Source organism: Bdellovibrionales bacterium, from assembly GCA_016716765.1.
Classification (GTDB): Bacteria; Bdellovibrionota; Bdellovibrionia; order Bdellovibrionales; family UBA1609; genus JADJVA01.
Genome location: JADJVA010000025.1, coordinates 683,397 through 710,204, shown reverse-complemented (window position 1 = coordinate 710,204; position 26,808 = coordinate 683,397). Strand labels below are relative to the sequence as shown.

31 protein-coding genes are annotated in these 26,808 nt (G+C 45.7%); 7 read left to right on the top strand and 24 right to left on the bottom strand.

Annotated features, from left to right (window positions below):
- Window positions 1-17 precede the first annotated feature (17 nt).
- The gene (locus tag IPL83_19830; GenBank protein MBK9041373.1) at window positions 18-1,073 is read left to right on the top strand and encodes a signal peptidase II; all 1,056 of its coding nucleotides are present in this window, start codon (window positions 18-20) and stop codon (window positions 1,071-1,073) included.
- A gap of 33 nt (window positions 1,074-1,106) precedes the next feature.
- Here the strand turns inward: IPL83_19830 and IPL83_19825 are convergent, their stop codons facing one another.
- The 3 genes from IPL83_19825 to motA are packed head-to-tail and all read right to left on the bottom strand — an operon-like array spanning window position 1,107 to window position 3,784.
- Window positions 1,107-1,937, bottom strand: coding sequence for an exonuclease (locus IPL83_19825; GenBank protein MBK9041372.1), 831 nt, complete (start codon window positions 1,935-1,937; stop codon window positions 1,107-1,109).
- Window positions 1,938-1,981: 44 nt separating this feature from the next.
- Window positions 1,982-2,905, bottom strand: coding sequence for a chemotaxis protein MotB (locus tag IPL83_19820; GenBank protein ID MBK9041371.1), 924 nt, complete (start codon window positions 2,903-2,905; stop codon window positions 1,982-1,984).
- Between the two features lie 18 nt (window positions 2,906-2,923).
- Window positions 2,924-3,784 (bottom strand): flagellar motor stator protein MotA, encoded by an 861-nt coding sequence (gene motA, locus IPL83_19815; protein MBK9041370.1) that lies wholly within the window; start codon window positions 3,782-3,784, stop codon window positions 2,924-2,926.
- 233 nt (window positions 3,785-4,017) lie between these two features.
- Between motA and IPL83_19810 the strand changes: the two genes are divergently transcribed.
- Window positions 4,018-5,814: a sulfite exporter TauE/SafE family protein gene (locus tag IPL83_19810; GenBank protein ID MBK9041369.1), complete on the top strand. Its 1,797-nt coding sequence runs from the start codon at window positions 4,018-4,020 to the stop codon at window positions 5,812-5,814.
- Here the strand turns inward: IPL83_19810 and IPL83_19805 are convergent.
- On the bottom strand, window positions 5,811-6,338 hold the full coding sequence (locus IPL83_19805; GenBank protein ID MBK9041368.1) for a hypothetical protein: 528 nt from the start codon (window positions 6,336-6,338) through the stop codon (window positions 5,811-5,813). The genes IPL83_19810 and IPL83_19805 overlap by 4 nt on opposite strands.
- A gap of 69 nt (window positions 6,339-6,407) precedes the next feature.
- On the opposite strand from IPL83_19805, the gene IPL83_19800 reads away from it, so the two are divergent.
- From IPL83_19800 to IPL83_19790, 3 genes are all read left to right on the top strand, one after another.
- Window positions 6,408-7,403 carry a hypothetical protein gene (locus tag IPL83_19800; protein MBK9041367.1) on the top strand — a complete coding sequence of 332 codons (996 nt, stop codon included), beginning with the start codon at window positions 6,408-6,410 and terminating at the stop codon, window positions 7,401-7,403.
- A complete protein-coding gene (locus tag IPL83_19795) occupies window positions 7,376-8,173 on the top strand; it encodes an rRNA pseudouridine synthase (protein ID MBK9041366.1) in 798 nt (265 codons plus the stop codon). The genes IPL83_19800 and IPL83_19795 overlap by 28 nt, the downstream gene beginning before the upstream one ends.
- A 323-nt stretch (window positions 8,174-8,496) precedes the next feature.
- Window positions 8,497-9,165, top strand: coding sequence for a hypothetical protein (locus IPL83_19790; protein ID MBK9041365.1), 669 nt, complete (start codon window positions 8,497-8,499; stop codon window positions 9,163-9,165).
- On the opposite strand, the gene smpB is transcribed toward IPL83_19790, so the two are convergent.
- From smpB to IPL83_19760, 6 genes are all read right to left on the bottom strand, one after another.
- On the bottom strand, window positions 9,110-9,574 hold the full coding sequence (gene smpB / locus IPL83_19785; GenBank protein ID MBK9041364.1) for an SsrA-binding protein SmpB: 465 nt from the start codon (window positions 9,572-9,574) through the stop codon (window positions 9,110-9,112). The genes IPL83_19790 and smpB overlap by 56 nt on opposite strands.
- 35 nt (window positions 9,575-9,609) lie before the next feature.
- Window positions 9,610-10,410 (bottom strand): ribosomal RNA small subunit methyltransferase A, encoded by an 801-nt coding sequence (rsmA, locus tag IPL83_19780; GenBank protein ID MBK9041363.1) that lies wholly within the window; start codon window positions 10,408-10,410, stop codon window positions 9,610-9,612.
- The gene (gene tsaD, locus IPL83_19775) at window positions 10,407-11,471 is read right to left on the bottom strand and encodes a tRNA (adenosine(37)-N6)-threonylcarbamoyltransferase complex transferase subunit TsaD (GenBank protein ID MBK9041362.1); all 1,065 of its coding nucleotides are present in this window, start codon (window positions 11,469-11,471) and stop codon (window positions 10,407-10,409) included. Before tsaD ends, rsmA begins: the two co-directional genes overlap by 4 nt.
- An 83-nt stretch (window positions 11,472-11,554) precedes the next feature.
- A complete protein-coding gene (locus IPL83_19770; protein MBK9041361.1) occupies window positions 11,555-12,241 on the bottom strand; it encodes a hypothetical protein in 687 nt (228 codons plus the stop codon).
- The gene (locus tag IPL83_19765; protein ID MBK9041360.1) at window positions 12,238-12,549 is read right to left on the bottom strand and encodes a DUF4398 domain-containing protein; all 312 of its coding nucleotides are present in this window, start codon (window positions 12,547-12,549) and stop codon (window positions 12,238-12,240) included. Before IPL83_19765 ends, IPL83_19770 begins: the two co-directional genes overlap by 4 nt.
- 35 nt (window positions 12,550-12,584) lie before the next feature.
- A complete protein-coding gene (locus tag IPL83_19760; protein ID MBK9041359.1) occupies window positions 12,585-13,094 on the bottom strand; it encodes an OmpA family protein in 510 nt (169 codons plus the stop codon).
- Between the two features lie 291 nt (window positions 13,095-13,385).
- Here IPL83_19760 and IPL83_19755 point away from each other — a divergent pair, with 291 nt between their 5' ends.
- Both IPL83_19755 and IPL83_19750 read left to right on the top strand, forming a co-directional pair.
- Window positions 13,386-13,808: a single-stranded DNA-binding protein gene (locus IPL83_19755; GenBank protein MBK9041358.1), complete on the top strand. Its 423-nt coding sequence runs from the start codon at window positions 13,386-13,388 to the stop codon at window positions 13,806-13,808.
- Between the two features lie 77 nt (window positions 13,809-13,885).
- The gene (locus IPL83_19750; GenBank protein ID MBK9041357.1) at window positions 13,886-14,380 is read left to right on the top strand and encodes a hypothetical protein; all 495 of its coding nucleotides are present in this window, start codon (window positions 13,886-13,888) and stop codon (window positions 14,378-14,380) included.
- Between the two features lie 2 nt (window positions 14,381-14,382).
- On the opposite strand, the gene IPL83_19745 is transcribed toward IPL83_19750, so the two are convergent.
- From IPL83_19745 to IPL83_19680, 14 genes are read right to left on the bottom strand one after another with little or no spacing between them, the layout of a single operon-like run.
- A complete protein-coding gene (locus IPL83_19745) occupies window positions 14,383-14,619 on the bottom strand; it encodes a hypothetical protein (protein ID MBK9041356.1) in 237 nt (78 codons plus the stop codon).
- Window positions 14,620-14,624: 5 nt separating this feature from the next.
- Complete coding sequence (locus tag IPL83_19740) at window positions 14,625-15,713, bottom strand: DUF2802 domain-containing protein (GenBank protein ID MBK9041355.1); 1,089 nt, start codon at window positions 15,711-15,713, stop codon at window positions 14,625-14,627.
- A 25-nt stretch (window positions 15,714-15,738) separates the two neighbouring features.
- Window positions 15,739-16,287, bottom strand: a complete 549-nt coding sequence (locus tag IPL83_19735; protein MBK9041354.1) for a hypothetical protein — start codon at window positions 16,285-16,287, stop codon at window positions 15,739-15,741.
- A 32-nt stretch (window positions 16,288-16,319) separates the two neighbouring features.
- Entirely contained in the window at window positions 16,320-17,516 is a 1,197-nt protein-coding gene (locus IPL83_19730; protein MBK9041353.1) for a pyridoxal phosphate-dependent aminotransferase, read from the bottom strand.
- Between the two features lie 36 nt (window positions 17,517-17,552).
- Window positions 17,553-18,035, bottom strand: a complete 483-nt coding sequence (gene coaD / locus IPL83_19725; protein MBK9041352.1) for a pantetheine-phosphate adenylyltransferase — start codon at window positions 18,033-18,035, stop codon at window positions 17,553-17,555.
- Entirely contained in the window at window positions 18,032-18,616 is a 585-nt protein-coding gene (rsmD, locus tag IPL83_19720; GenBank protein ID MBK9041351.1) for a 16S rRNA (guanine(966)-N(2))-methyltransferase RsmD, read from the bottom strand. Before rsmD ends, coaD begins: the two co-directional genes overlap by 4 nt.
- 16 nt (window positions 18,617-18,632) lie before the next feature.
- A complete protein-coding gene (locus IPL83_19715; protein ID MBK9041350.1) occupies window positions 18,633-18,986 on the bottom strand; it encodes a response regulator in 354 nt (117 codons plus the stop codon).
- Complete coding sequence (locus tag IPL83_19710; GenBank protein MBK9041349.1) at window positions 18,983-21,046, bottom strand: hypothetical protein; 2,064 nt, start codon at window positions 21,044-21,046, stop codon at window positions 18,983-18,985. Before IPL83_19710 ends, IPL83_19715 begins: the two co-directional genes overlap by 4 nt.
- 13 nt (window positions 21,047-21,059) lie before the next feature.
- A complete protein-coding gene (locus IPL83_19705) occupies window positions 21,060-21,758 on the bottom strand; it encodes a hypothetical protein (protein ID MBK9041348.1) in 699 nt (232 codons plus the stop codon).
- On the bottom strand, window positions 21,733-23,250 hold the full coding sequence (locus IPL83_19700; protein ID MBK9041347.1) for a glycosyltransferase family 9 protein: 1,518 nt from the start codon (window positions 23,248-23,250) through the stop codon (window positions 21,733-21,735). The genes IPL83_19705 and IPL83_19700 overlap by 26 nt, the downstream gene beginning before the upstream one ends.
- Entirely contained in the window at window positions 23,213-23,392 is a 180-nt protein-coding gene (locus tag IPL83_19695; GenBank protein MBK9041346.1) for a hypothetical protein, read from the bottom strand. The genes IPL83_19700 and IPL83_19695 overlap by 38 nt, the downstream gene beginning before the upstream one ends.
- Window positions 23,389-25,053 (bottom strand): glycosyltransferase family 9 protein, encoded by a 1,665-nt coding sequence (locus IPL83_19690; protein MBK9041345.1) that lies wholly within the window; start codon window positions 25,051-25,053, stop codon window positions 23,389-23,391. Before IPL83_19690 ends, IPL83_19695 begins: the two co-directional genes overlap by 4 nt.
- Complete coding sequence (locus tag IPL83_19685; protein ID MBK9041344.1) at window positions 25,050-25,676, bottom strand: hypothetical protein; 627 nt, start codon at window positions 25,674-25,676, stop codon at window positions 25,050-25,052. The genes IPL83_19690 and IPL83_19685 overlap by 4 nt, the downstream gene beginning before the upstream one ends.
- Window positions 25,669-26,733: a tetratricopeptide repeat protein gene (locus tag IPL83_19680; GenBank protein ID MBK9041343.1), complete on the bottom strand. Its 1,065-nt coding sequence runs from the start codon at window positions 26,731-26,733 to the stop codon at window positions 25,669-25,671. Before IPL83_19680 ends, IPL83_19685 begins: the two co-directional genes overlap by 8 nt.
- Window positions 26,734-26,808 lie beyond the last annotated feature (75 nt).

The window sequence follows — 26,808 nt, the reverse complement described above, 5'->3', positions numbered from 1 at the left end:
TCGGTATTCTTATTCCTATGAATAAACGTGATTGGATGATTGTGATCGGCTTGGTTTTTGTGGTTTGGTTCATCGATCGAGTGACCAAATCGCTTGCGGTTGAATATGTAACTCAACTCCAATTCTATGGGCCCATCGGATTCGTCTTGCACCGCAATCCTGGGGCTATACTTGGAGTGTTCTCAAACCTTCCAGCACTCTTGCGGATCGTATCACTGAGTACGGGAGGCGCCTTTCTTATTTTTACTTACGCAACTATTCAATATTTGCTTCCGCGTCGATCTTTTGTATTGCGAGCCGGAATGTCGATTCTTCTTGGTGGAATACTCGGAAACGTAACCGACAGAATTATCTGGGGCTCAGTTGTTGACTGGATTTTATTTGGAAACATGCAGTGGACGACTCCTGCCTTCAATTTTTCAGATGCTATTCAGTGGGTGGGATATTTTATGATTGTCGGATCTCTGATAAGGGAGGGCAATCAAATATGGCCAAACGAAAATGAAAGAAAAAAGGTCTGGATAAATCCAATTTTTCAGTGGAAATATTGCTTCGTATTGGTTTTTGTTGGTTTTGGATTCGGCATCATCTCAGGGGTTTTTTCGTATACCTTTCTCAAAGTGACTATTGACGATATTGTCATTGGCCCGCCCTTGATGGCCGAACAGAAATTTCTCACTCCTTTCTTGTTGACCTACTCGTCAATCAATTTGGGATTTATGTTGATGCTTTTTCTGATTGGGCGGATTCTTTCTCACAGAACGGCAGGCCCCCTTTATGCTTTCGAACGATTCGTCGATGACGTCTTGCAGGGGAAAGATCGGATTCTCAAGCTCCGTCAGGGCGATGAATTCCTTCATCTCGAAGAACTCGCTGGCAAGATTAGAGAGACGTTTATTCGCGAGGGAATTCTTCGTCCCTCTGAAAAACCAATCACCATCACTGAACCTGAGGACACTTCTGTTCTCGGCAAGCTGATAGATGACCCCGCTTCTCCATCCAGCGAAAATGAAATCAAGGAGAGCATTGACATCCCAAACCTTCCATCTAGGAAAGAAACAGCCAACTCCTGAGTTTCAACGCCAAGCTGACACTCAGACTATTAACTAAGATCTTGCCGCAGTAATTCTGCTCAAAAAATAGCGCTTTGGAACATCATCAAGGGTTTTTTGAACTCCCTCGGACTCTTCTCGGGCCACCAAAAAATCACCTTGATGATTTCTTACAAGTCCCAAGGGCAAAATAGTTCGTGCCTGTCCAGGCCGAGATCCTCCGGAATACACGATTTCTACCGCGCGCTTTTCTTCAATTGCCGTGAGAATTTCTGCGACGACACGATTTGCCCGCAGATTTTGCAAGGAATAGTCTCTCCACTGCAAATCTACCCCTTGTTTCCTGATCAATTCGGCTATTGTGCAATTCGAACCCATCCTCTCCAAAATTTTTGAGAACAAACCCAAGCAAGCCTTTGTGTCATCAAGTGCTCGGTGAGCCTGGCCACCATCTAAACCTAAAACCTGCACTAATGTTGCCATTCGATGATTTGGGGATTCAGTGATGACAGCCCTTGAAAGCAAACTCGTACACAAGACAGGGGCGGTGGGCAGAGGGAGCCTCGCCCTTTCAAATTCGATGGCAAGAAAGCCCAAATCAAAAGGAACATGGTGGGCAACTGGAATCCCGTCTCCAATAAAACGATGAAATTCAGCAATCTTGTCTCGAATTCTTGGCGCCTTTTCGACCATGCCATCGTTTATATTATGAATGGCCGTCACCTCGGGAGGAATGGGACGGCTCGGTTTCAATAAGGTTTGAAACTGATCAACAACCTTTCCGCTGACCCATTTCACAGCCGCTAGTTCACAAAGCTCGGCGTCAAGAGGATACTTTCCGGTTGTTTCTGTATCAAAGATAACAAAGGTGGCATCAGGCCACAACTGACTGAGATCCATTGTTTCGGTTTAGGTTGTTTTTATGGCTATTACAATGATTTTTTTTGCGCCCGCTTCCTTGTCTCCTTTGCAGGAGATGCCTTCTTATTCTCAACCAACTGTTTGACAAAGTTATTGTAGACAGATCCCTCTTCCTTTGATTTTCCAAAGACTTCATCTAGCTCACGGGGTTTTCGTCCATCTTGAGTGAGATCCTTTTGTTTCATGCGAAATTTTATTTCACCATTGGACGGTTTTTGCCCTGGCTGAATACCTTTCGCCTCCCGAACCTCGCTTTTCCCATAAACATCGACACTAGGATGTTCAAGTGAGGATTGTATTTGACCTGAAATCAAATCGACCCTGGCCTCAGCTACATTGCGTGCAGTGGCGCGGCTTCCATCACTCACAGTTTTATCAAAGATCAGTCCGTCTATGTAGACATTTGAATCCTCTAGACCCGAAATAATGGTCTTCAGCTTTTCCATGATGCCAACATAATTGGCTGCGGGCTTGCTCGTCCCATGCTCGAACAACTGATCGGCCGAAATGTTGAAGACAATTTCATCCTCGTTAACTTCTACATTTTGAGCTAGATCTCCCAATTGATCGGCCAGGTGATGAAGCACGATTTTCTTCGAGCCCATTCCAAGAATGTTGGGTGTAAAATCAGTGGGAGTAATGAAGGCCTGAAAGAATTTAAGCGGTTCATTGATAATATCGAGAAACAGCTTTTCGAGAGTAAGTTCCACACCATAATTCGAGAAGTTATATTCTATCACACTGGGAGTGGAGAAATAGTCAGAAATGTTCTTCTTGACCGGTTCAGACTGACTTACAAGCCACATCACTAAAAAGAATGACATCAGGGCCGTCATGAAATCAGCAAAGGCGACCTTCCAGGAGCCACCGTGAGCGCCCGCCGCTTGAATCGTGATTTTTTTCACCACAATGATTGGCTGTTTCTCGGCCACGATGTCTCCTCAACCTTCCTAGGCGGCTTTCTTCGCTTCTTTTGTTGCAGTATCCATTTCATCAAATGAGGGGCGATCCGCTGGAAAAATATTGCGCCGAGCAAATTCAACGCACACAAGAGGAGGTGCACCTCTTTGAAGTGCAACGAGAGCGGCCTTGATCACAGATAAATAGCGACCCTCTACTTCTATATCATTATTCATCTTGGTTGAGATTGGACCAATAAATCCATAGCACATCAAAACCCCAAGGAAGGTTCCAACAAGAGCTGCGGCGACCAAACTTCCGATTGTTTGAACACCTTGATCCAGATAATCCATCGTGTGCACGATTCCCAAAACCGCGGCCACAATTCCAAGCCCAGGAAGAGCGTCTGCCACAGACTGGACAGCATGAGATGCAGCATGTTCTTCAGCGTGGGCAACCTTTATATCTTGATCAAGAAGATCATCGACATCGTATTGAGTCAGATCCGCCGAAAGGGTGATTTTCATTGTGTCACATAAAAAGTCAATTGCATGATGATTCTTCAAGAAGGTCGGGTAGGCTTTAAAAATCTCACTGGCCTCAGGTTCTTCAATATGTTTTTCGACTGCCTGCGGACCATCCTTCCGAAATATCTGAAATAGCTGAAACAACATCTGGAGGAGTTCAAGATAATCCTTTTTTGAAGGACCCTTTCCAACCATCGCGTGCATGGCTTTAGATATCGCCATCTTGATCGTACCAATTGGATTGGCGGTAATAAACCCGCCCAGCGCAGCTCCTCCGATGATCAATACTTCGAAAGGTTGCCAAATGACATGCAAATGCCCACCAGCAGCTAGATAGCCGCCAAATACACAGACGATCACGATAATGGCTCCAACAAAACCCATGCTATCTCCTCCGAGCAATTATTCGGAAAATAGACAATGGAAATGAAGAGGTGTTCAAATTCCTCTCAGAATCACGACCTTTGGCAGAAGTGTAAGCTTTTCTCGACCTATTCTTGAATTCCTCTTGGTCAAGAAACCCTAAACCTAGCCTTTCAACGAGAAAACAATTTATAAATCCAATTTGAGATGTTAACTTCTTCTCCCAAATAGACGTAACAGCCTATGTGAGATTCATGAAAAAGAAGTTGTTGGCCTTAAATTGCGCTTTTTTTTATTTCCGGACGACCCTTAGTTTTCTGTTTGTGGTTGCTTCCCTGACAGGTCTTGGCCAAAGCCCTTCAAGATCAATCAACAATAACCCCTTAAAGGCACAAGCTTCGCTCCTCGTAAACTCCGTCCCACAGGGCAGCAATAGTCCTCTGAAAATCGACTTGGAATTGGCACCCGATTTTCATGCCTACGTGGATCAATTTCAGTTAAGCCTGCTTGAACCTGAAGGCCTGCAACTCAGCCAATTTGAAATTTTACCTATTGTGGACTTTACTGATTTCGTGACCAAAAAAATTAAGAAAGGGGTGAGGGCTAGTGCTCAATTGAAGTGTGTTTTAGGTGTCCCAGAAGGATTCTCATTGGGACCCATCAAGGCAAAGCTGGAACTCACTTATCAGGCTTGTGCGCCCACTTTTTGTCTTCTTCCAAAAAAATTAGTGGTTCCCCTCGAATTTGAGGTTGTTGAAAGCAAAGTGGAGCCATCACCACAAGGCGCCCACTCGGAGGGTAATTTATTTTCTCAAGCCCATGATAAGGGGTGGCTTTTCATTTTTTTAACGGTCTTTTTGGCAGGTCTATTGACCAGTTTTACTCCTTGCGTTTTTCCGATGATTCCGATTACCCTCGCGGTCATCGGTTCTGTGGGGACAAAAAGGAGTCGATTACAAAACTTCGGAGTTAGCCTCGTCTATGTGGGCGGAATTGCTCTCTCATATTCCCTTCTAGGCGTGGGAGCCGCCCTGACGGGATCCATCTTTGGATCTATTCTTGGGCACCCAAGTGTCGCGATTGGCTTTGCATTTATTTTTACTCTCATGGCCTTAGGATCCTTCGGGCTTATTGAAATCCAAGCTCCCCTTTTTATTCGACGTCGTCTGGGAACCTATCAAAGCAAAAGCCGTTGGGTCGGTGCTTTTTTATCTGGACTGCTGGCTGGCGTCATTGCGGGCCCCTGCGTTGGGCCTGTTCTTGTCGCCATTCTCGCCTTCGTCGCTCAAACGAAAGACCCTTTTATGGGTTTTTCATTGCTGTTTACATTCGCTGTGGGCATGGGCCAACTGTTTCTTGCTTTGGGTCTCTCCACCGAATTCATCCACAAACTTCCTAAAGCAGGACCTTGGATGAATATAACGAAATTTGCCTTTGGAACCACAATGATGGCCTTGGCTCTGTTCTATTTACGGCCAATAACTCACCCGCAGTTATTTGATGGACTCATAGGACTGGTTTTGATTTTAGTCTCGAGTATCCATGGCGCTTTTAGCCCTCTTCAGAAGAGCAGCCCAATCAGAAGTCTGACCAAAGGGTTCATGCTGACCGGGTTCCTTGTTGGTGTTCTATTTGTAGCGAAAGCCTTCGTCCCTGAGCCTTTCAAAAGAGATTCAAATGTGAATCTACCCAACGAAAAATCGGAACTTCTTCATGGGTGGCAGCCCTTTTCCTCGGTCCTCTTGGATAATGCCATCGCAAAGAACCAACCCGTCATCATTGATTTTTATGCAGACTGGTGTGTCGCTTGCAAAGAGCTTGAAACTCGAACATTTTCGGATCCCAGGGTCATTCAAAAAATAAAAAATTTCCTGCCTCTCAGATTTGATGCAACTCACACAAGCGAAGAGTTTGAGAGCCTCAGACAAAAGTTTAACATACTGGGACTGCCTACTATCGTGATCTATGATGGGAAAGAATGGAGAGCGGATCTTACTCTGACAGGTTTCGAAGATGCGAACGCATTTCTGAAACGCTTGAATCTCGATTAAATTTTTTTCAAACGGGCAATTTCGCGACGCGCCTCCTCTAAAGAGGCCTTCGCACCCATCAACTGAAGTTCTTGTTCATGAACAATTTTCTGAATTTGCCCCATTCGCACGTCGTAGGTCTGCAAAACCTGATTGTGCCGATCCATCATTTCTTGAATTTTTGATTCCTGAAGACGCCGCTCCGTCACGCGACTGTTGAGCTGTGCAAATTTCTCATTGATCTCATGGATTGTCTGTTTAAGAAATTGCTCCATTCGAGAACCCGCGCTATTGAACCGGTCAAAACGATTTTTGGTGGACTCCATCCACTCGCTCATTCGGTTTTGTGTGTTCTCCTGGCGACTTTCCAACTCCTTGAAACGACGTTTAAAGAGGTCAAACTGGGCTAGCAAGACGTGCCAGTCCTCCTGCAGAGCTGAGTTTGTCTCCACAGATCCTTGAAGGTTCACATTAAGAAATGAGGATTCCGTCCTGGCTGGAGGTTGTAAATCGTCAAAAAGATCACGTTTTAACTCTCTTGACATGCCCTCTCTCCCCGTTAGTATCGCACTTTTTACTGGACTCCAACAAGGTCACAAATTTATCGTTGGGTTATGGTATCTGTCACTCAATTAGCTCAATTTCTTTTGAAACTAAATCCCCAGACACATTCGGCGCGTCTTAGCTTTTACCATTGGGTCAAAAATTTTCTCGATCTAAACGCCGAGCTTCAGGCAGATATGATAGATCGCTTCTACGACCATGCCTTGTTGATCTCCCACTGGCAAACGAACTCCCAATTGTTGGGAGAAACCGTCGCCCAAGATCTTCTTCTTTTTTCTCGCTCACATACACTGAATTTCGATCCGAAAGATATTCGACATGCCCATCAGCTACAGACCATTGAGCTGAGTCATACCAGCGATTTGCTCTCGGCAATTGAGGCCCACATGGAAACCTCGAAAGCTCATGGAAAATTTAAGATATTGCCACTCAACAACCACCAAATCCTCACGATACAGGCCACACCCAATCAAGGCTTTCTTGTTCGCGTATTTACAAATCAAATGAAAGTTGCGGGCCACCAGTTAAAACCACTGGCACCACTGACCCAGCTTCAGTATTCATCTCAGTTGGAACTTATTCCGGGACTGGTTCAGATTTTACAGACAGGCCACACCGCCTGGTCAAAATTTCAAATCGATGATGATGGGTGCCATGGTTTGCTTGTCAAGGGCTATATTTTTCAAAAGGCCGAAGTTTTTGTCGGTAAGAATATGAGCCTTTACCCGGAACTCTATTACGGGCTCAAACAGCTTGAGAGGTTTTACATCGATCTGAGGTCGGACCCGCTTTATCAAGAATTGGCCTCAATGCTCGAGAAGGCGCTCAATTTGATCGGGACCCAACATCCTGAAGCCTACAGATTGGCCGATACAGCCCTTCGAAAGGGTCGGCTTGCCCTCAAAAATATTTTTCCCGATGACAAGCTGCTGCGTCTTCTGGTAACCAACCTAGAGTATCGAATAACTGAGGGTCATCAAGTCTTCGAAAATGGACCCCAACCAGAAACTGACGAGTCATGTCTCCTGCCTCAACCAATAAATTAGTTCGCCTCAACAAATACCTTGCTGACTGTGGCGTTGCCAGCCGACGCAAGGCCGATGAATTGATCGACTCGGGTGATGTTCAGATCAATGGAAAAACCGTTTTCGAACTGGGAATCAAGGTCGATCCTCAAAATGATCGCGTCACGCTCAAAGGCAAGCTCCTCCGCCAGGACAATCAAAAAGTTTATGTGATGTTTTATAAACCCAAACATGTTCTGACTTCCATGAGCGATCCAGAAGGCCGCGCCACCGTGGCAGATTATTTTCGCAAACTGCCATTCAGATTATTTCCAGTGGGTCGTCTTGATTGGGATACAGAGGGCCTCATTCTCCTAACGAACGATGGCGAGTTCGCCCAAAAAGTCATGCATCCTCGACATGAAATACCCAAAGCTTACCTAGCTAAGCTCAATGGCAAACCAACAGATGAGCAGCTCCGAAAACTCGTACAAGGGGTTTCTATCATCGGTGGCAGAGTCAGAGCGCAGAGTGCTGATCGTGCCCGAGGCAAAGGCTCTGTTCAGTACGATTGGGTGAGAGTGGTTATCACTGAAGGTAAAAATCGGCAAATTCGAAAAATGTTTGAAAAAATTGGTTTCGACGTTAAAAAACTTCAACGCGTTTCAATTGGCCAGTTGAAACTTGGAAACCTCAAGCACGGTGAACATAAATTGTTAGGTCCCGATGACCTTCGCAAAATCTTCGCTCGCAAGGTAAAGAAGGAAAGACAAAAATCACTCAAGAAAGATGCGCTTCTCAAACGAAAGTGATTTTCACAAACTGGCCTACCTGCTTCATAGCAGAAGGGAGAGGCAAATGATGCGCCAACTCATGGGATCTAAGTCCGCCTCACCAACATCCTCGTGGGCCACACCAACATCCTCGTGGGCCAGTTTATGACTTTCATATCTCAGTCAAGCCGTGCGCACAAGCCCCCTAAGTACCAGCGAGCGACCTTCGCAGCCTGAGTAGGCAAAATAGTCCTCATACCAAAGTAACGAGGGAAAAAGTTTCCGACCGACTTAAGAATTGAGTTACACAACTCTTGCTAAAGGTCTTCATATAGTAACTCAAGGTAGATACAATTGAGAGCATGTGGCTAAGTAAAGGAATGGAACATATTCACCCAGCAACCTACAAAAAGCGAGGCAGCTTTTTTATAGATCGTGAGTTCCAACTGAAGTACGTGCTCATCGTACTGGCCTCAGGAATTCTCGGGGCAACCATTAACTTAATTCCCATCTATTTCTTTCTGGAACAAAACTACCGAATTTTCTATGATCTCGCCTTTCTCAGTGCTCCAGAAATCATTGATCAAATGGGGCGCGAGCGGATTTGGCTTCAACTTTTTTGTCTGAGTTCTTTTCTTTCAACAGTGGTATTTTTTAGTTTCGTCGCGTTTAGTTTAACTTCAAGAGTACTCGGCCCCCTGAAAGTGATGCGAAACCATCTGAAACAAATCACGCGAGGGAATTGGCGTCTGAATCCAATCAAGGTTCGGGAAACCGACGAATTTCAGGATCTCATAGAAGCGTATAACTACTTCTATTCAAGCTATCGTACCATGCTACAAAAAGATCTCGATCGCCTTAAGAAGTTCAACATCGAGGCCAGCAACCGCGATGCGTATATGGCATGGAGCCAGATGGTTGAAGAAAAATCCAGCCAACTGCACCAACCCCATGACTACCCTCTGCCAAAACCAATCACTTTGACCTCCGCAAAGAGCGCTGAACCTCACGATTCGCGTCGCGCGTCTTAGCCGATTCCCGTTTGTCGTGCCTCTTTTTGCCGCGGGCTAAGGCCAATTCAACTTTTGCCTTCCCCTGCTTAAAATAAACCTTCAGGGGAATACAGGTCAGACCTTTCTCCTGAATCGCTGCCGCGACTCTGTCTAACTCAGACCTATTCATAAGCAATTTTCGCAATCTCTCAGGAGGATGATTGTTATAACTGCTGGGTTTGTAAACGGGAATATGCGCGTTCTGCAAAAACGCTTCACTTCCCTGAAAGGAAACGTAAGAGTCCTTTAGGGTACATTTTCCTCCTCGTAAAGACTTCACTTCGCTCCCCATGAGAACAAGACCAGCCTCCATTGTTTCGAGAATTTCATAATCAAAGCGAGCCTTTCGATTGTCGGCTACAAGCTTTATTCCGTTCACTTTTTGCATTTCACTTTTCCCATCTCGATATGCAAATTCCAAAACTACAAAGGACTCAACTCCTCCACTCGAGCAAATCGACCAAACCCCAATCTTTCGCCCAGCAAAATCGCCTCCTCTACATTCATACCATACTTCTGATATTCGACATTCAAGTTCTTCCAAATCACTTTGCGTCGATAAGAAAAAGCCATCTTTACAAAATTCAAAAAGGCCTGACTATTCGCTACATCAGATAGACCACCAAAAGGATCTTTGCGAGTGAACTTCAGCACTTGACTGGCTATTTTAGGAGACGGAAAAAAACACCTTGGCCCCGCATCGCACACCGAAGTGATATCCCAGAATGTCTGAGACATAACAGAAAGCATTCCATAATTTTTCTTCCGAGGAGAGGCAGTGATCCGTTGAGCGACTTCTTTCTGAAACATCAAAATCATTGTTTTCAACTCTGACGGCCCAAAACACCTGTCAATAACCAAGGAAGAAGAAATTTGGTAAGGCAGATTGCTCACCAAAATTGTCTTGGGCGAAAGTGTCAGCGAGTCCCACTCAATTTGTAATGCATCTCCCTCGATCATTTTTTGACCGCGCTCGCGCCAGTAATCAGCAAATTGACGATCAAGTTCTATCAATACCAATGGCCTATCCATTTTGCAGAGCGATTCAGTCAAGGATCCCAATCCGGGGCCAACTTCGATGATCAACTCCCCTGGAGACGCTTTGACCGCGCCAATGATCTTAGCGACAACCTGTTCATCGATAAGAAAATTCTGACCCAGAGATCTTTTTGGAGTCGCACCACTTAACTCCAAGCGAGACAATATTAAGGATTTAAGATTCATGTGTAAACCGAATGGATAAAATCATCGGGGAGCGACCTTGGACAGGGGCCTATCTCATCACTTGCTCTTTCACCCCTATTAAGGCGGAGTATTCCTGGATAACCAATCATTGCCGCATTGTCAGTACAATATCGGAGAGGAGGTGCAACAACCAAAATCTTCTGTTTGTCTCCCCACTCCTGAGCCGCCTGGCGTAGTCGGGAATTCGCGCTGACCCCTCCTGAGATAAGAACACGATCAACACCTGTTTTTCGAACTGCTCTTTCCAGTTTAGCCAATAAGACATCAACAATGGCTTCCTGATAAGATGCGCAGATCGAATGAATATTCGCCTTGCGGTCTTCGGCATCCATCTTTAACCACTGATTTTGTGCGGATGTCTTCAATCCTGAAAAACTAAAGTTAAGGTGATGTTCATTTATCATTGCTCGAGGAAATGCAAACAGGGAGGAATCCCCCGACTTTGCAAGTCGATCGACCTGAATCCCCCCCGGAAAACCCAAGCCTGCCATTTTTGCAAATTTATCAAATGCCTCCCCGGCTGCATCGTCTAAGGTTTGCCCGAGAACGTGATATTCTCCAAGGGCCTTTGCTAAGATCAAATGGGTATGCCCCCCCGAAATGATCAGTCCAATGAACGGGAAGACAAGCCCTTCTGGAGCCGGCGTCTGAGAGTCACTTAAAAGTCCGGCCCAGAGGTGTCCCTCCAAATGATTCACTGTCACCAAAGGCAAACCCCGAGCCAGGGCTAAAGACTTTGCCGTCACAAGTCCTACCAACAAAGATCCGACAAGACCTGGCCGCGAAGTCACCGCCAAACCATCGATATCTGCCCAACTTCGCCCCGCTTTCGCGAGAGTTGCATCTACGAGGGGAAGGATATTAAGAGTGTGATTTCGGGATGCAATCTCGGGAACAACCCCTCCAAAGGGCTCGTGGGCCAAATCTTGATTGGCAGAGCATACGGCCTCAACCCAACCATTCTGCATGACAATTGCAACCGATGTGTCATCACAGCTAGTTTCAAGAGCCAACACCCGCTCGAACTGAGCTTTCAACATACAAATGAATTAGCACACAGAAAACAGAAAGGCGAGAGATTCAGGGACTCGCTCGCAGACCCCCACCCGTAGACCCCAGAGAACTATTTGATCGACTTGAGATGAGACTTGGCCTGGAGGGCCTCCTTCGCCTTGGGAAATTTTTCAATAACCTCTTCAAAAAATGGCTTGGCGTCACTGTTCATTCCAAGTTCCTTAAAACACACAGCAATCTTAAAGGTCGCTGAAGCATAGTTCTTTCCCTTGGGATTTCCCTCCCGATACTTTTGAAAACCCACAATTGCAGTCTTCCATTCCTTCTTAGTAAAGGCCTCATCAGCAATTTTGTAACTTCCCTTTTCAGCAGTCTTAAGATTTGAAGCTGCAGAGGAGGATGCAACCTCGCGCTCTCTCCTCATTTGTTCCAGTTCTTGACTGACTTGCAGAGATCGCGCTTCCAAAGAACGCAGGGCCTCCTCATATATTTTTAAGCGCTCTTCAGTTTTTAATCTCTCAACATCACGAGCTTTAATAAGTTCCTGATGCTGGGCATTTGCCTCATTTAACTGGTGTTCTAGATTCTCGATTTTGCCATTCATCACACGAAACTGCGTCTCGTAATCCTGAAATCGCAATTCATCGCGAGCCGCAGTCTGCTGCAGAGTAGAAAGCTGGGTTTTCATTTCTTTTTTTTGATCAGACTCTTGCATTAGATCAGATCTAGTTCTCAGACAACCCAAAAGGAACACGGGCAACATAGAACATGAAACAAGAAATTTCCCAAGCCTCATGGAACTCCATCTCCTGATTGAAACAATCTTAACCGAGTCGCGTTTTCAGCCTTTTCAGCAAAGATTCTAGCTCTTTCAAAATTCTCCTTGGCATCAACAAAATCAGACTCTTGGAAGGATTTTTCTCCCTTGCGGTAGAACTCTTCAGCCTTGTGCCAAAGTCCCGAAGCATAGCGAGCCGCTTCTTTGTCACGAGCGGCTTCCATAGCCGCCCTCGCGATCGTGTATTCAGAAATCGGTGGCCGAGAGGCACAACTCCAACCACAAAAAAGGAGCGGAGAAAATATAATAAACTTAAGTAGCTTCATCATCTATCCCCGCTGTAGGGATTCTCCGACTTCAATTATTCTGGGAGAGGAACAAAGTTGGCCCGGCGATTCTTGGCATGATCCTCTTCAGTATCTCCCATAGCCAATAATTTTTCCTTACCATAACTAATGATTGTCATCCGCTTGGCATCAATCCCCAGGCTGACCAAATAATTCTTAACTGCTTTGGCTCTTCTTTCACCCAAAGACAAGTTGTACTCGATAGAGCCCCTTGAGTCACAATGACCCTCAATCTGAACGGATACTTTCGAACTATTCTTAATCCACTGAGCGTTAGCAGAAAGAGACTTACGCGCCACAGTAGTCAAGGTAGCTTGGTCGTAATCAAAATTAACGCTGTTAAGACCTGAAATTTTACCACTGTCACTCCCCGTAGGGTCAAAGGACATCCCTTCTGAAGAAACATTTGGATCAGCAGCCACATCACCTACTTGAGATGTATCTTCTTTTTTCTTAGAGCTTCCACATGACATCGTGAAAATCATGGCTGTGGAAACGAATAAAAGCGCGAGAAACCTAGACATATGAACACTCCTTATTTTTGGAAGCCCCCATTCTAGGAATTGTTCTCAGAAAGTCAATTTAAACGAGAATTCATAGTCAATTACACTTGACGCCATTCAATAAATTCCTTTCGGCGAGCAAGCCGAACCGGCCCCCTTTCCTAAACTCTACTTCGTCTGAAGATCGGACCCAATATGCCTTCTACGAGAATCTGAGCGCTTATTTCAGCGACACGGAGATTGCTATACCAAGTGATGCATCTAGCTGGCTCAGCTGAGCCCTACCGACATTCACTACTGGAGGATTTTAAAATGAACAGTATCAATAGCGTCATATTGACCGGCTACCTTGGCACCGACCCAGAAGTCAAAGAAAGCCAAAGCGGCTACTCTTACATTCACCTCAATCTAGCAACTCATCAGTCACGTCGCAAAGGGGCTGACAAGGAATGGGAAACACAAACTCATTGGCACCGAGTTCTCGTCTTCGGAAATCTGGCAGATCGCTGTCGACTCCAACTTCGGCGTGGCTCCCCCGTTGCTATCGAGGGAAGCCTGAGTTCGATGGAAATGAAAAACTCAACAGGTCAAAGTTACCGGCAGGTCACAATTCTCGCTAATAAACTGAGTTTTATGTTTTCAAAGCAAAATCAAGATAATAATTGCACTGAGGGAGACCAAGAGTTCAGCGCAAGTCCACCTGATTTGGCAGGAGATCCAACACCTCTTTCTTGACTTTTCTCCCCCCACGGGAAATGATTATGATGTGCTGCATCTATTAAAGCAGAGTGATGACTTCCTCCGGGGGAAAGATGGACAAGTTACAGTGGATTCGGGATCTAATTTCAGCTGAGCGGCAAATGGAAGAGTCAGGGATTGTTGATTTTTCAGCTGGTTTTGATCCCGCGCAGGACGTCTCATTAACAACAATTGAATTTATGAATGATCTCAAGGCCTCGTTTGTTGAGAGTGCCTCAGCTTTCAATCAGCTCAAAGGATCCTCCATTGGACTAGTGAAAATTTATGGAATTTCAAAAACACAAGCTGACTTTATGCTTTTCCGAAATGGCTATAAACTCATTTTCGCAATTCGAAAACCAGGCCTCATTGGAGTTCGTTTCAATCAGATCGGTGCTAGTTTTTTACCCGGTCAAAATCCTGATGAAAACTTGGGAAAAGAAGATCTCTTGAAAGGAGCATGGGGAGCTTTCGGAGAACTCAAATGGACTTATAACGACCAGGTGATCAATCTCGACTTCTTGGTGAGATATTATTTAAGTCGATTTATACGAGAGAGCTCTAAATAGATCTAGATCGAAACATCAATGTGCAGTCCTTGATTCTCCGCAAGGCGAAAAGCATAAGGGTTGATGGCTGTCACGATCAAGTCTATGGAATTGCCGCACTTTAAAATCTTTTGAGTTTGATTGCAAACGCGAATCAAGTCACCTTGGAAACTGATAATCAAAGAACCATCGTCCTGAATCTCTAAAATGCGTCCTTTGATTTGGTCTCCTACTTTCAAATGAGAAAGAGTTGGTTTCACAGAAACTATCTCGACGGATCGTTCGAATCTATGCGCGGAAATTCCACTCTTCTGATCAGCTTTTCCTCCTTTTTTAACACAAAGGGGATTGCCTTTTTTCCTGCAGGCGACTCTTGTGCTGATTCGGGCATTATGATTTCCAATTCGGAAGCAATCGCCGGAGAATCAACCGCTCCAGATTTCTTTGTGTCTTGAAAATCATCTGCGACAGGAAGGAAGACCGCATCCAGCTTCTGCTCCTGGTCAATAGCGCTCTCTTTAAACGCAATTCCACGGTCGTGAAGCATTTCAGTGGCCTTGCCAATGATTTTTTCAGTCAAACTTCGAGCAGACTCTACCACCCGATGAGGCTCAGCTCGAGACTGCGCCACCTGTTGCTCCTCATAGTCTCGACAAGCTTGCCGAAAATCATCTCCCAACTTCTTTAAAGACGAATAGTCCCCCTCAGGAATATCGAAAGCGCGCGCCAGATCCTTCTCTCGAAATTCAAAATCCTCAGCTGACTCCTTGAATACAAAGGCGTCACGGCTATCGGCGGCTGCGAATTGGCCGCCCACAGAATCATCAGTGGCGCTAGGCTGTCTGGCCCACTCCGGTAGAGCGCTAGAATCAAACATTAAAGTGTCTCTATTGACCTTCGCAATAAATTCTATCTCACCGGTAGGTAAATCCACAACCTGAGAAATCTCAGCAACTGTCTTTCCTTCGTGAGCAAGCTGAGCGGCCTTGATATACTTAATCGTATTTTGCCTTTCAATAATTTCCTCATGAGGGATCTTGTCCTGGAATATCTCCGCTACTTCGCGACTTCTCTGCATTGATTGGTCTATCATCTGAAGCTGCTTTTGAGATTCTTCAATTTTCGCCTGAACTTTTCGAACCTTCTGTTCCAAAAGAGCAGTCAATTGCCCGACCTGCACCTCTGTGCGATCCGAAAGATCTTCAAGGACCGCTATTTTGCTCTGCAGCAATTGGAGCCCGCGACTGAGTCGAGGGTCGTCCTGCGGTGGCTGTTTAAGTTTTACCCAAAGAACATAAACTCCCACGGCCAAAACCAGATCGACGAAACCTTGAAGCCAGTCCATCCCACCCATCAGTCACCCTCCCCTCAAAATGACTCTAAAACCAGAATTTTGCAGCAATCATAAAATTAAGGGCGCTAAATCCCTTTAACTCATTCCCGGAATAGGATGAGGATTCAATAGAAATCCAACTTCCCTCTACTCCAAGAGATACACTTTCATTCAGAAATTTATCATAACCAAAGACCAACCCATAATGGGTGGGGCTCGTATTCAAAGTAGGTCCCACTTTCAACTTAGTCGTCCCTACTCGAACCCCAACAAATGCCCCATCGGCAACACCTTCAAAATGAAAAGACCCTTCGATACCAAAAAGACCGTAATCAATAGCAGTCTGAATCCCAGCCACATCTTCTGACTTGGCAGAATTAAGATAATAAGCGCCGATACCAAGTTCCCCGTCAAGTCTCGTGCCTCCCACCAATCCAAAGGCAACGCGGGAACTGGTGTTCTCATAACTCGGAACGCTGATGCCACCAATGGCGCCGAGATAACCTCTGGCCTGCGCATATGCAGAGAATCCAACCCCTGAAACAAAAACCAAAGCACTGATCGACACAAAACCAGAAATTAATCTTTTCAACATACACCCCCCCCTGTTGCCGTCTTCTTTTCTCGTCATTCAAGTCTATCTAGAAAGGACTCTATTCTCATGAGCGCCTTGCCCAGTCTGTCCTCATTGAGCGCAAAACTCAACCTCAAGAATCCGGGGGCCCCAAATTCAACACCAGGCACAACCGCAACCAACTCTTCCTCCAAAAGGACTCTTGCAATGTCTGAACAGCCTGCAAGGCATTTGCCTTTAAATCCCCTGCCGCAGATCTTACCAAAATCGGGCCAGATATAAAAGGCCCCTTGGGGCTTTTCAACCACGATGTCCTTCATTTTTGACAATCTCTCGAAAACAAAATCTCGCCGAGCATGAAGCTTTTTGAGAAACGGCTTTAAACTTTCGCTTCCGGAGCGCAAAGCCTCAAGGGCAGCAATCTGGGTAAAAGGGCTTGCGCAACTGACCGATTGACTCTGAAGATTTGTCATCGCCTTTACAATCTCGTGCGGACCCAAGGCCCAGCCCAATCGCCACCCCGTCATAGCATAGGTTTTTGAAACTCCATTGACCACGAGAGTCCTATCCGCAAGGTCTGGGGCCACATGCAACAGATGAGGAGCCACTGATTCTCCTGTAAAAACAAGTCGATTGTAAATATCATCGCTTAGAACGACGACCTCTCTGTGCTCCCTCAGTACCTCCGCAATGGCCTGCAACTCATCGCGAGTGTAAATCACACCCGTCGGGTTGCTTGGAGAATTCAGAATCAGCATTTTTGTTCGAGAGCTCAAACTTCGAGCCAAAATCTCTGGCGTGAGTTTAAACCCTTCCTTGGTTCCACATTTGGCAATGACCGGGACACCACCGGCCAATTCTACCATCGTGGGATAACTCACCCAGTAAGGTGAAGGGATGACAACTTCATCACCCGGGTTAATCAGGCACTGGAGCGCACTGTAAATTACAAATTTCGCTCCGGCTGTAACAGTCACTTGCTTCGGGTCATAGTGAACCCCTAAATCTAAGACAGTTTGCTGGCAAATAGCCGCACGTAACTCCGGCGTCCCTTCAGCAGGGCTGTACTTTGTTTGACCTGCTTGAATTGCCTCTATTCCTGCTTTTTTTATCAGATCAAAAGTGTCCCAGTCTGGCTCTCCTACTGTGAGAGAATAAACATCAAGACCTTGATTTTTTAACTCCTTCGCTTTGGCAGCGAGAGCGAGTGTGGGTGACGATTTTAGATTTTCAACACGTTTTGAGAGCATTTAACAACCCTTTATTTAAATTTATAAATTACGAAATTATTTATTCCTAATGCAAGTTCTTAGCGCCTCAACAACTGGCTCAGGCACCAAATCCTGGAGAGAACCTCCGTTAATAGCAACCTCTTTCACCATGCGTGAGGACACATAATTGTATTCAGGGCGAGTGAACACAATCATCGTTTCAATTTCAGGGGCCAATTTATGATTCATATTTGCCATTGCCAATTCATACTCATAATCAGAAACCGCCCGGAGACCACGAACAATAACCTGAGCTCCAATCTGACGAACAAAGTCAATTGTCAGGCCCGAATAACACTCAATTTTTAACTTCGGGGAAGGTGCCAAACAAGCCGCAATCATATTGACCCGCTGGGATCCGCTGAAAAAATACTGTTTCTGCTCAGCCTGAGCAACAAGAACAACGACCTCATCATAAAGGGGCAATATTCGCTGAATAATGTCCAAATGGCCAAACGTAATCGGATCGAAACTTCCAGGATATACGGCGCGAATCATGAATCACCTCGCCCACCATCAGAGTCACTCTCCGACAGGACAAAGAACGACAGCAACTTATCACCAAAACTGCGCCTGTCCAAGAGAATATAAGGGGGATAGCTATCTTCAATTTGTTCATGCTGACCAGATTCAATAACCACTATCCCACCCTCCCTCAACAGGGCAGATACCGAGATAGCTTGCATCACCTCATGGGCAATCTGCTCCGTAAACGGTGGGTCTGCAAGAATAAGATCAAAAGGAGTGCCCCGCCAACGCTTGATGAATCGAAGGACATCCTCCTTGACGAGCCGGACTTGAACACTTCCAGTGAGTCCCAAAAGATGGAGATTTTTTTTCAAAATGCTCAGACTCTTGGCACTCAATTCCACAAAAGTCACAGCGGCGGCACCGCGAGAGAGTGCCTCAATTCCCAAATTTCCAGTACCCGCAAACAGATCTAGCACCTGAGCTTCAGAAACTTCATGAATCAGCTTATTAAATAAGCTCTCCTTGACTCTGTCTGTCGTCGGCCGAATATGAGGGGCCTGAAAAGAAACTAAGTTCCTTCCCTTAAATTTTCCAGAGATAACTCTCATCGTCGATTTACCTATCTCATCGACACAAAGCCTCGGCGGCAGAAAATATCGCAAAAATATCTTCAAATGGCTTGGCTACAAACATGTCCGCACCGAGGAATTTGGCCGTTTCCAGGTTATAATCCCCAGAATAGGCAGAAATCAAGACAACCTTGGCTCCATGGCCTGTTCCCATTTCCTTGAGGAGCTGAGGACCACTTATTCCCGGCATCAACACATCCACGAACACCAATTCTGGGCGCTCGAACTGCCATACTTTGCGCCCCTCGGCCCCATTGGAGGTCTCAAAAACAGTATGCCCTCTCATTTGCCCCACTCTCCCGAGTGCCCTGCGCAACAAAGGCTCATCATCAATGACAAGGATTCTCATTGAGAATTACCAGCAAAGGGCAGACGAATAACAAATTCAGTGCCCTCCTCCAAATTACTTTTATTCAAAAAAATCTTGCCCCCAAATCCTTCGACCACTCTCTGGCTGATACTCAATCCTAAACCCGTTCCTTGCCCAACTTCCTTAGTTGTAAAGAAGGGATTAAAAATGGAATGCTGAATATCGACTGGAATTCCCTTTCCTGAGTCCCGCACAAGAAGATCTATGTAATCCAAACCATCGATCATGGTGTGATGGGTCAAAATAGTTAAGGTCCCCTCGTCTCCCATCGCCTGACAAGCATTGTTAACGATATTGAAGATGACCTGTTGTAAAAGCTGAGGTTCCGCTCTCACATTTGTACTTTCTGAGGTGAGGTTAATCTCTCTGAAAAAAGGAATCATTGCCGCTTTAAGTAAGGGCAGAGTTTTCTCAATCATGTCATTCAAACTGATCAAATTAATCGAAGTATCACTCCTGTCGCTCGAAAACTCAAGGAGGTTGAAAATGATCGCCTGGCACCGTGAGGCCGCCCTTTCAACCTCAACCAAATCATTGTAGAGGCGGTCTCTCTCCTTGCGATCATGAAGCATGATCTGTGCAGTTGCGCGAATGCCTGCAAGTGGATTATTTAATTCATGAGCAATGTGACCCGCCAAATATCCTACCGCATCCATTTTCTCAACTTGGGCAACACGTGATTGAAGTTCCTGAGATTTTGTTACATCTAAATAGTAATTAACAACAGTGGGAGTATTTTCTCTTTCCATCAGGCGAATCGGATAGGCATGGACTTCGAATAGTCGAGCTTCTCTCCTGACCTGAGAAATGACTGGTTGGGATTTCTCTAGAACCTCTGGAAGTGGACACCCTGTGCATTTATCGTCGGAACCATTGAAACTCAAGTGGCAGCTTGCAGCCTTTTCTTGTCTAAAAAAGCTTCTGTTTGCGCGCAAAACATTGAAGTTTACATCCATAATCGCAATGGGCTCTTCAATGCAATCAAACGATTCCTCCCATAAACGACTTGTCTTCCGTAGGTCCTGCTCAAGAACGATTCTATCCAAAGCAATGCTAACTGCCTGAACCCTTTGCGATATAAATTTCAAAAAGGTTTCAAGCTCTGAACCAACAAGTGAATTTTCAAAAAAAACCATTGCCTTCGTTCGGGGGTCTTTTGAGTCTTCCCCTTCTTTAACCGAAGCGATCGGTATTGCCAATACGGGACCAAACGGCCTGGAACAGAGATTTGCTAAATATAGACTGTCAGATTTTTCATTTATGCGCGGCTTTAAATCATCAACCAAGAAATTCTGAATAGATCGGATGCTAATTTTACCGGCTTGAATAAAAAACAGAGTGCATGAACCGTCAGGAAAGGAACAGACTAGGACCGGATCCTGGACCTGGTGAAAGTGCTTGGTTTCTTGCTTCAAAACTTCAATGAGTTCCTCAATCGCCACAAGGCCAGCTAAATTCTTTACAAAGCGAATAAGCTGCCTCATCTCAGCTTTCTGCAGATCGGATTTTGATTTTGATTTCTTCCATTCTTCATCTCTAATTGCCAGAGAGCAAGTCAACTGGTGATTAATTCCTTCGAGTTTCTGGTTCTGAGTCTTCAAAGCGCTGAGATAAGATGATGTGGATCTCGCTTTTCCTCGAAAATGGCATGCAGCCACCAGCTCCACGCTGAGATCTTGAACAGCGCTTGTCCCATCAAAAGCTGCAAAAATGCCAATTTCGTTAACCGCGGTCAAAAGCCCAGCTTCAGTCTTCTCATCGAATAAAACAATAAAAGGGAGATCAAGGCTACGATGGCGTAACTGAGTCAATTCAGTTTGCCATCTGGAATGAGTCGCATTTCTCAAATCAAACAGGACGACGCCAAATCTATCAAAATTGAGAAGCCGACAGGATTCAAAACTGGTGACCATTTCTATCGCTATTGGCTTTGTCAAAAAGCTCAACTTTGACATGACAGCTGAAACTAACTCTGAGGCTGGCCCAACCCAAAGAATCAAGTCAAAGTGAAATTCCAATTCAGCCGACAAATTCATCATAGCTATTCACTAACTATTTCAGGTTCATAGCTAAATCCGTCGAGCTGTTCATGTGAGAGCTCCCGGAAGAATTGCCGAGGCATTCGGAGTTGGACATCGTGGGACTAAAACTCATGCCCAAAAGACCAACCAACTCCAGCCATTGTCCAAGGGAATTACTCAACTCATATTCCAAAATATCGGCCAATGCGACAAAGTCCTTGTTCTCATATGCCGAGCAAAGGTCTCTTAGCACATTGGTAAAAGTCAATTCTGCACGTCTCCAAAGATCCTCAGAAACTTTCACATGAGCCCAATTTCCACAACTCTTCTTCACCAAAAACAGCCAATCACTGAGCCACCGACACGAGTCCAAGACTTTCAAGCACAGACGATGGGCCTCTTCATTGCTTCCTTGCTGAAATCGCTCAGCCACAACTATAGCCGACTCTTTCACTCGAGGCAGGTACTCAGAAACCGAGCGTAGGGTTTCAGCCAGAAGGTCTTGGGGACGTTGCGATTTTATTTCTATCGACTCCAAACTTTCAACTTTCTCAGAGGCAAAACGAATTTCGTCCTTTCCATCCATAAACATCCCATTCACTCGGATTTCACAGATGACCTCTCCCCTGCGCCAGAAATATCCTTCGATGACCTTGATCACCTCAGATAGAGAGCCTAAATCTCTAAATTCCGCATCGATCTGCTCAGCTGTCCAAGTTGTCTTCTGCATGAGCCCCCTCCCGACCGTGATATGTAGTTCCTTCTCCAGCCGTATATAAGCTTGCCACTAATTTTAAGGATTCAAAGACCTGACGCGTCCGCAAAGCGAGGAACTCTATATTTCCGGGCCCAATCCGAAGCTTTTCGGTTTCAAACCAAGAAATAAGTGGGTCTAGCTCGGGAACCATTCTCCTGATGCTCGCTATCAAAATATCCGTCTGATTTAATATCTCAGCAGCGGCCACACGCACTCCCTCTTTACTGAGAGTGAGAGTCTGGGAAATAGCAAGATCTGCCAATTCAGAAAGGCGGTATAGGCCGTGAAGAACCAATTCATTTGGCACTGGAGGAAAGTTTTCCTTCATATATAGGGCGCGAATGAATTCCCACTCAAATTCATTAGAAGGGACATAATTCTCTGTTCTGTAGTGAACAGGACTCTCCTCAGTGGCTGTCGCCATTTCACTTTTTGTATCGTGCCCTCTGAGATGGCGCAATACTTCCTCAACGACAATCCCCACATCGTCCACTTGAGGGCGATTGACAATCATTACTCTCGAACCGGGCTTCAGAGGACCCGTTTCCCAAAAATTTACGATAGGAAAGCTAAGGCTGAAGCATGCCACATCAGCAAGCGCTGACATCTGAATGACAACACTATCGCCCCCCATCACAAGACTGGAATAGTGAAGACAAGGGAATAATTCAATCAAACTCGCTCTTCCGACTAGGCTGTGAATGCGAGAAGAGCCACATTTATCTATCACACGATTCGAAACCAAATAATCTTCTGCACCCCCAACGAGAATCAAATGGCCGAACCAATTGTCCAGCAAACCACTTGCGACTTTCGCCCACTGGGACCAACTGAGGGTCTTTCTCGGATCACTGGCTGAAATGTGAAGAACGACATAATCAACTTCAGTAGGGATTCCATAGCAGTTAAAAACTCGATTCTTTTCTGCCAAGCTTTGCTGATCGACTCTGAGACTCCAGTCTTGCTCAATCAACTCAACTTCAGCAACAGACGCAAATATCTCGCAGAGGTGGGCACGGTTACTCTTGCCAACACCTACTTGAGCGTAAAAATAGGCGCTGGGATCATCAGGTATAGCCAAGTATCCGTCCGCAGTTCGCGTGTACCCTCTCACCTCAGTATTGGTCTGGGAGATTGCGCTCACAAGGTAGCTTGCAAAGGGAGAAAAGCTCAAATTGATGATTCGATCAAAATGAAAATCTCTGAGGGAGTCTGTCCATAGCGAGATGCGGTCAAGAGCCTGCTGGTGATCATTATTCAAACCAAATATTGGTTCAAGAATCTCTGCAGAATTCATCTGATGGATTCTGCAATCAACTCCGATCCCATCGAGGGCTGATGCAAATCGCTTACGAACCAGTAAATGAATCTCCGCTCCGGGAATTTGCCGCCGTATGGCTCTTACGATAGGCCAACACTGATAAATGTCACCGAGCCGTGCTAGTTGAACGACGAGTATTTTCATGCTTTAACTGCTCCTTGATCAGCTCCTCTAGCAATCGAATCTTTTTCATTTCGCTGGTGTAGCCCTGCGTTTCAACAATTTTACAAGCTGATTCCTCTAATTTTTTGAGAGCTTGCCTCAGATGTTTGACTCCGTCGTTCATATCATGGCTCCTTGTTCAGTTTGCATGCTGCGAACTATTCTTAAACGAATATCTGACCTCACCTTTAGATCCTCAACTAAGCTACAAATACGGCGTAAAACGCTCAGATTCACCAATCCCTCCTCCTGAAACCCATCTATCGATCGAAGATAAGACAGCAGCAGACCCGCGCCCCCATCCCCTCCCGCGGCTTGTTTTGCTAACACCTCTATTAAGTCAGTCAATGCATTCCTCTTGTCGCCACACCTGCTGAGTATTTGAGCCTTTTCAAAAATGCACCGACTCCATTTTTCGAAGACAAGTGCGTCTTTTTCAATCTTATGAAGACTGAGGTTCAGCTGTTCTCTATCAAAAGACGAGGGATCTTCAGCCATCGAAAGTAAGAGTCCTCGTCCTTCGCTGCCAAACTCTCCGATCTTTTTCTGATGCTCTCTCTCGAGCATTAGCTTCCAGGTCGATTTCTCCAGACATTTTCGCACCATCAACTCTTGTGCGTGTGAACACTGAGGAGTAGCAACCCAATAGCCCGTCTCAATAAATCCTGTCTTATAAATCCGAACATCCTCTCGATATTCGTGTGCGAGCAGACGAAGTGAGCCATCGAACCCCTCTATGATTTGGTTAGCCACTGAAGCAACTAGTTCCGGGGTCAGCCTGTCCCCACAGCGATGATCAGAGTGAATGCAGAGACCTTTTTGTGGGCAGGGAGCACAAGGTTCAAGGGATTGGATAATCACATTTCCAGCTCGGTACACTCCCGTCTTTCTGAAATCACTGCTGCCGACGCTCAATTCCAGAGTTGGACAATTCGCTAATCCAGCCAAATGCTTTATGCTCGTGTCTCCAGTAACAAGCAAACTTGCCCTCTTGAGAAGACTAAATGCTCCAGAAATAGAACACAGGGCGAGGTCACAATTTAGTTTCCTCTTTTCACATTCTGCGGTTAATTGCAGAAGTGCATCGCGCTCAAAAGGCGCCCCCAATATTAAAAAGCGTGCCTGGGGCCGTAATAATTTGAGAGAACACAATGTCTGTATCCAGAGACTCTCGCTCCAATTTTTCTTCGGGTCACTTGTCAGAGTTTGAACAAGGACGAGAGGCCCATCACCCTTGGGCATCAAATTTTCGGCTTCTCGCAGGCCCTCCTCAGTTTCACGCAGAGTTAAGTCATTTATTGGTCTCACCCCAGCTCCGTAGGAAAACATGTCACTGTAATGAAAGGGTTCCAAGTTTTCTTCTCCAGCACAATCATTGAGATGGTTAAACCAGGAGGACCCATAGCGGCCCATCCCATTTCGATCAATAGTTAGACCAATCTTATCTCGGGCATGAATGGCTGAGCACAACCATCCGCTCAAGCGATTTTGTGTCACGTTGATGAGGAGATCAAAGGATTGTTGATTGAGACTATCCACCGTAGAGCTGAGTTTATGAAATGAATCAAAGATTGAATGATCATAGTCACCAAGTCCCAATTGAAGATTGGAACGGTCAAAATAGTGCCAACGAACAAAATCAACCAGAGGTTCTAAAGATGAAGCCGCAGTATTTACTAACAAATGAATTTCAGCCCCTGGATGAGCCCGACGTAGTCCTTGTAGCATCGGCAAAGCCATAAGGACATCGCCAATTCTAAGAAGACTGACCACAAGTATTTTCATTTTATCAACTCTCGCAAGGCTCGCATCAGAAAAAATTCACGATCTGGAACAAGCCCCAAATCATTACCACTGAGTCGATCGAAGACCCTCCAGTCGATCGAATCCTCCTGCGGCTGTAGAGATAATTTTGGACTCAATTTTGAAAAACCAGGCACCAAGCCTATTTGATATCTTAGGCCCTCATTTGTTCGGCCGAGAAGAATCCCTCTCATTCGCTCGTACCAAAGGGGATTTATCGCGACGCTCGGGAGATGAGTCAGAATTCTAAACTGGCCCCCCACTATCTTTCGCAGATCAACATTCTTGAATATTGATGTGGTCTCCTCCGATTTCAAAATCGGCACCTCAAAAAGTTCAATAGGAAACTGCTGTTGAGCAAATTGAATACACCGTGGATGAGCCTCAAATACGGCAATTCTAAGGTTGGGGTGTTTCCTGCGGATAGCAGCAATGTGATATCCCGCGCCCAATCCGAGAACGATCACTCCCATTCCCGCAGTCAATATCTGATGATGACCCTCTATCCACCTATTCGCCTCTTTGATCGGATCCACCTGTGAACAAAGCAATCTTTCGCATACTCTCAGAATAGGGTCTCCCGACTTAGAATAGGCTTCATCCATAGGATGGACCGGCCCCATTAAGATGCATATTCAAGCCTTGTTCAATTTGCTTTTTAAGTTTTAAGCCATCCACAGACTTCGGATCTAAAGTAAGAAACCTCTCAACCTCCAAATCTGCCTGATTCAATCGACCTAACCAAAAGAGAAACTGTGCTAAGACAAAGCTCTTCTCTGCGTCTCGATCATTCAATTGAAGATAGGCTTCAAAACGCGGGACGGCCCTCGCGACTTGATTGTCCTTCGTCGCCCAATCGGCCAGAAGTCCCAAAGCTATTTCGTTTCTTGGATTTAGATCCAAAGCTCTCTCGAGATTTCCCCAGCACAAATTGAGATCGCCGAACTGCCGATGAACTAAGGCCAAACCAAGCCAGGCACGGTCGTTTTCAGGGTTCTCATGAACTGCCGCTCGAAACCTCACGGCCGCTCGATCCAAATTGCCTCTCTGAATTTCCAAGGATCCATAGTTCACCAAGAGAACATCGGAATGTGGATTGAGGGCAAAGGCACGATTGTAGTACTCTTCAGCTCCATCACGATCTCCGTTCCGAAGAGCCAAGTTACCTAGGCTTTTGAAGGCCTCAAAGAGTTCCAGATTGGTATGCGTGTGCCACTCCAAACCCAACAGAAAATGGTTCGTGGCCTCATCATCCTGGGATATCTTATAGTAAGCGGAGGCCAGTCTGAAATGAACGTCTCCTGACTCACAAATTTTGAGTAATTCTGAATAACAACGAATGGCATCGTCTGTCTGCCCTTCGGCTTCTAGACTATCTCCCATCAAACGAATCGCGAGGGGGTGTCGTGAATTTTGCCCAAGCACTCTGCGAAGTAGCGATCTCCCCAAGGAGTGTTCTCCTGCCTCGATCAATACAATCGCATTTTGCAAAACCTCAGCATGACTCGCTACAACTTGAGATTTCATTTCCTCAATCCCAAATTCCTCCTGCCCCAATCTGGTCTGAGTACGAGGGGAGCGCAGGGAAGAGTCCAGGGTCTTCAAATTTAGAAGGGAATCAAGGGACTCTGAACGAACTTCAATAGTGTCAATGATAGGCATAATCCACCCTCTCAAAAGGAGAAAGCAACTACAATGCCAGTCTCAAAAGACAATGGCGGGAGAGCCGAGAAAATA

Coding starts and splice junctions, on each gene's coding strand:
- IPL83_19680 (MBK9041343.1), bottom strand. CDS start 26,733: ATGCCTATCATTGACACTATTGAAGTTCGTTCAGAGTCCCTTGATTCC.
- IPL83_19690 (MBK9041345.1), bottom strand. CDS start 25,053: ATGAAAATACTTGTGGTCAGTCTTCTTAGAATTGGCGATGTCCTTATG.
- IPL83_19740 (MBK9041355.1), bottom strand. CDS start 15,713: ATGGGTGGGATGGACTGGCTTCAAGGTTTCGTCGATCTGGTTTTGGCC.
- IPL83_19770 (MBK9041361.1), bottom strand. CDS start 12,241: ATGAGGCTTGGGAAATTTCTTGTTTCATGTTCTATGTTGCCCGTGTTC.
- IPL83_19715 (MBK9041350.1), bottom strand. CDS start 18,986: ATGAGAATCCTTGTCATTGATGATGAGCCTTTGTTGCGCAGGGCACTC.
- IPL83_19755 (MBK9041358.1), top strand. CDS start 13,386: ATGAACAGTATCAATAGCGTCATATTGACCGGCTACCTTGGCACCGAC.
- IPL83_19830 (MBK9041373.1), top strand. CDS start 18: ATGAATAAACGTGATTGGATGATTGTGATCGGCTTGGTTTTTGTGGTT.
- IPL83_19765 (MBK9041360.1), bottom strand. CDS start 12,549: ATGAAGCTACTTAAGTTTATTATATTTTCTCCGCTCCTTTTTTGTGGT.
- IPL83_19800 (MBK9041367.1), top strand. CDS start 6,408: ATGGTATCTGTCACTCAATTAGCTCAATTTCTTTTGAAACTAAATCCC.
- IPL83_19795 (MBK9041366.1), top strand. CDS start 7,376: ATGTCTCCTGCCTCAACCAATAAATTAGTTCGCCTCAACAAATACCTT.
- IPL83_19730 (MBK9041353.1), bottom strand. CDS start 17,516: ATGCTCTCAAAACGTGTTGAAAATCTAAAATCGTCACCCACACTCGCT.
- rsmA (MBK9041363.1), bottom strand. CDS start 10,410: ATGAATCTTAAATCCTTAATATTGTCTCGCTTGGAGTTAAGTGGTGCG.
- IPL83_19790 (MBK9041365.1), top strand. CDS start 8,497: ATGTGGCTAAGTAAAGGAATGGAACATATTCACCCAGCAACCTACAAA.
- IPL83_19750 (MBK9041357.1), top strand. CDS start 13,886: ATGGACAAGTTACAGTGGATTCGGGATCTAATTTCAGCTGAGCGGCAA.
- IPL83_19760 (MBK9041359.1), bottom strand. CDS start 13,094: ATGTCTAGGTTTCTCGCGCTTTTATTCGTTTCCACAGCCATGATTTTC.
- motA (MBK9041370.1), bottom strand. CDS start 3,784: ATGGGTTTTGTTGGAGCCATTATCGTGATCGTCTGTGTATTTGGCGGC.
- IPL83_19695 (MBK9041346.1), bottom strand. CDS start 23,392: ATGAACGACGGAGTCAAACATCTGAGGCAAGCTCTCAAAAAATTAGAG.
- smpB (MBK9041364.1), bottom strand. CDS start 9,574: ATGCAAAAAGTGAACGGAATAAAGCTTGTAGCCGACAATCGAAAGGCT.
- IPL83_19805 (MBK9041368.1), bottom strand. CDS start 6,338: ATGTCAAGAGAGTTAAAACGTGATCTTTTTGACGATTTACAACCTCCA.
- IPL83_19685 (MBK9041344.1), bottom strand. CDS start 25,676: ATGGATGAAGCCTATTCTAAGTCGGGAGACCCTATTCTGAGAGTATGC.
- rsmD (MBK9041351.1), bottom strand. CDS start 18,616: ATGAGAGTTATCTCTGGAAAATTTAAGGGAAGGAACTTAGTTTCTTTT.
- IPL83_19705 (MBK9041348.1), bottom strand. CDS start 21,758: ATGCAGAAGACAACTTGGACAGCTGAGCAGATCGATGCGGAATTTAGA.
- IPL83_19700 (MBK9041347.1), bottom strand. CDS start 23,250: ATGAAAATACTCGTCGTTCAACTAGCACGGCTCGGTGACATTTATCAG.
- IPL83_19810 (MBK9041369.1), top strand. CDS start 4,018: ATGAAAAAGAAGTTGTTGGCCTTAAATTGCGCTTTTTTTTATTTCCGG.
- IPL83_19735 (MBK9041354.1), bottom strand. CDS start 16,287: ATGTTGAAAAGATTAATTTCTGGTTTTGTGTCGATCAGTGCTTTGGTT.
- tsaD (MBK9041362.1), bottom strand. CDS start 11,471: ATGTTGAAAGCTCAGTTCGAGCGGGTGTTGGCTCTTGAAACTAGCTGT.
- coaD (MBK9041352.1), bottom strand. CDS start 18,035: ATGATTCGCGCCGTATATCCTGGAAGTTTCGATCCGATTACGTTTGGC.
- IPL83_19710 (MBK9041349.1), bottom strand. CDS start 21,046: ATGATGAATTTGTCGGCTGAATTGGAATTTCACTTTGACTTGATTCTT.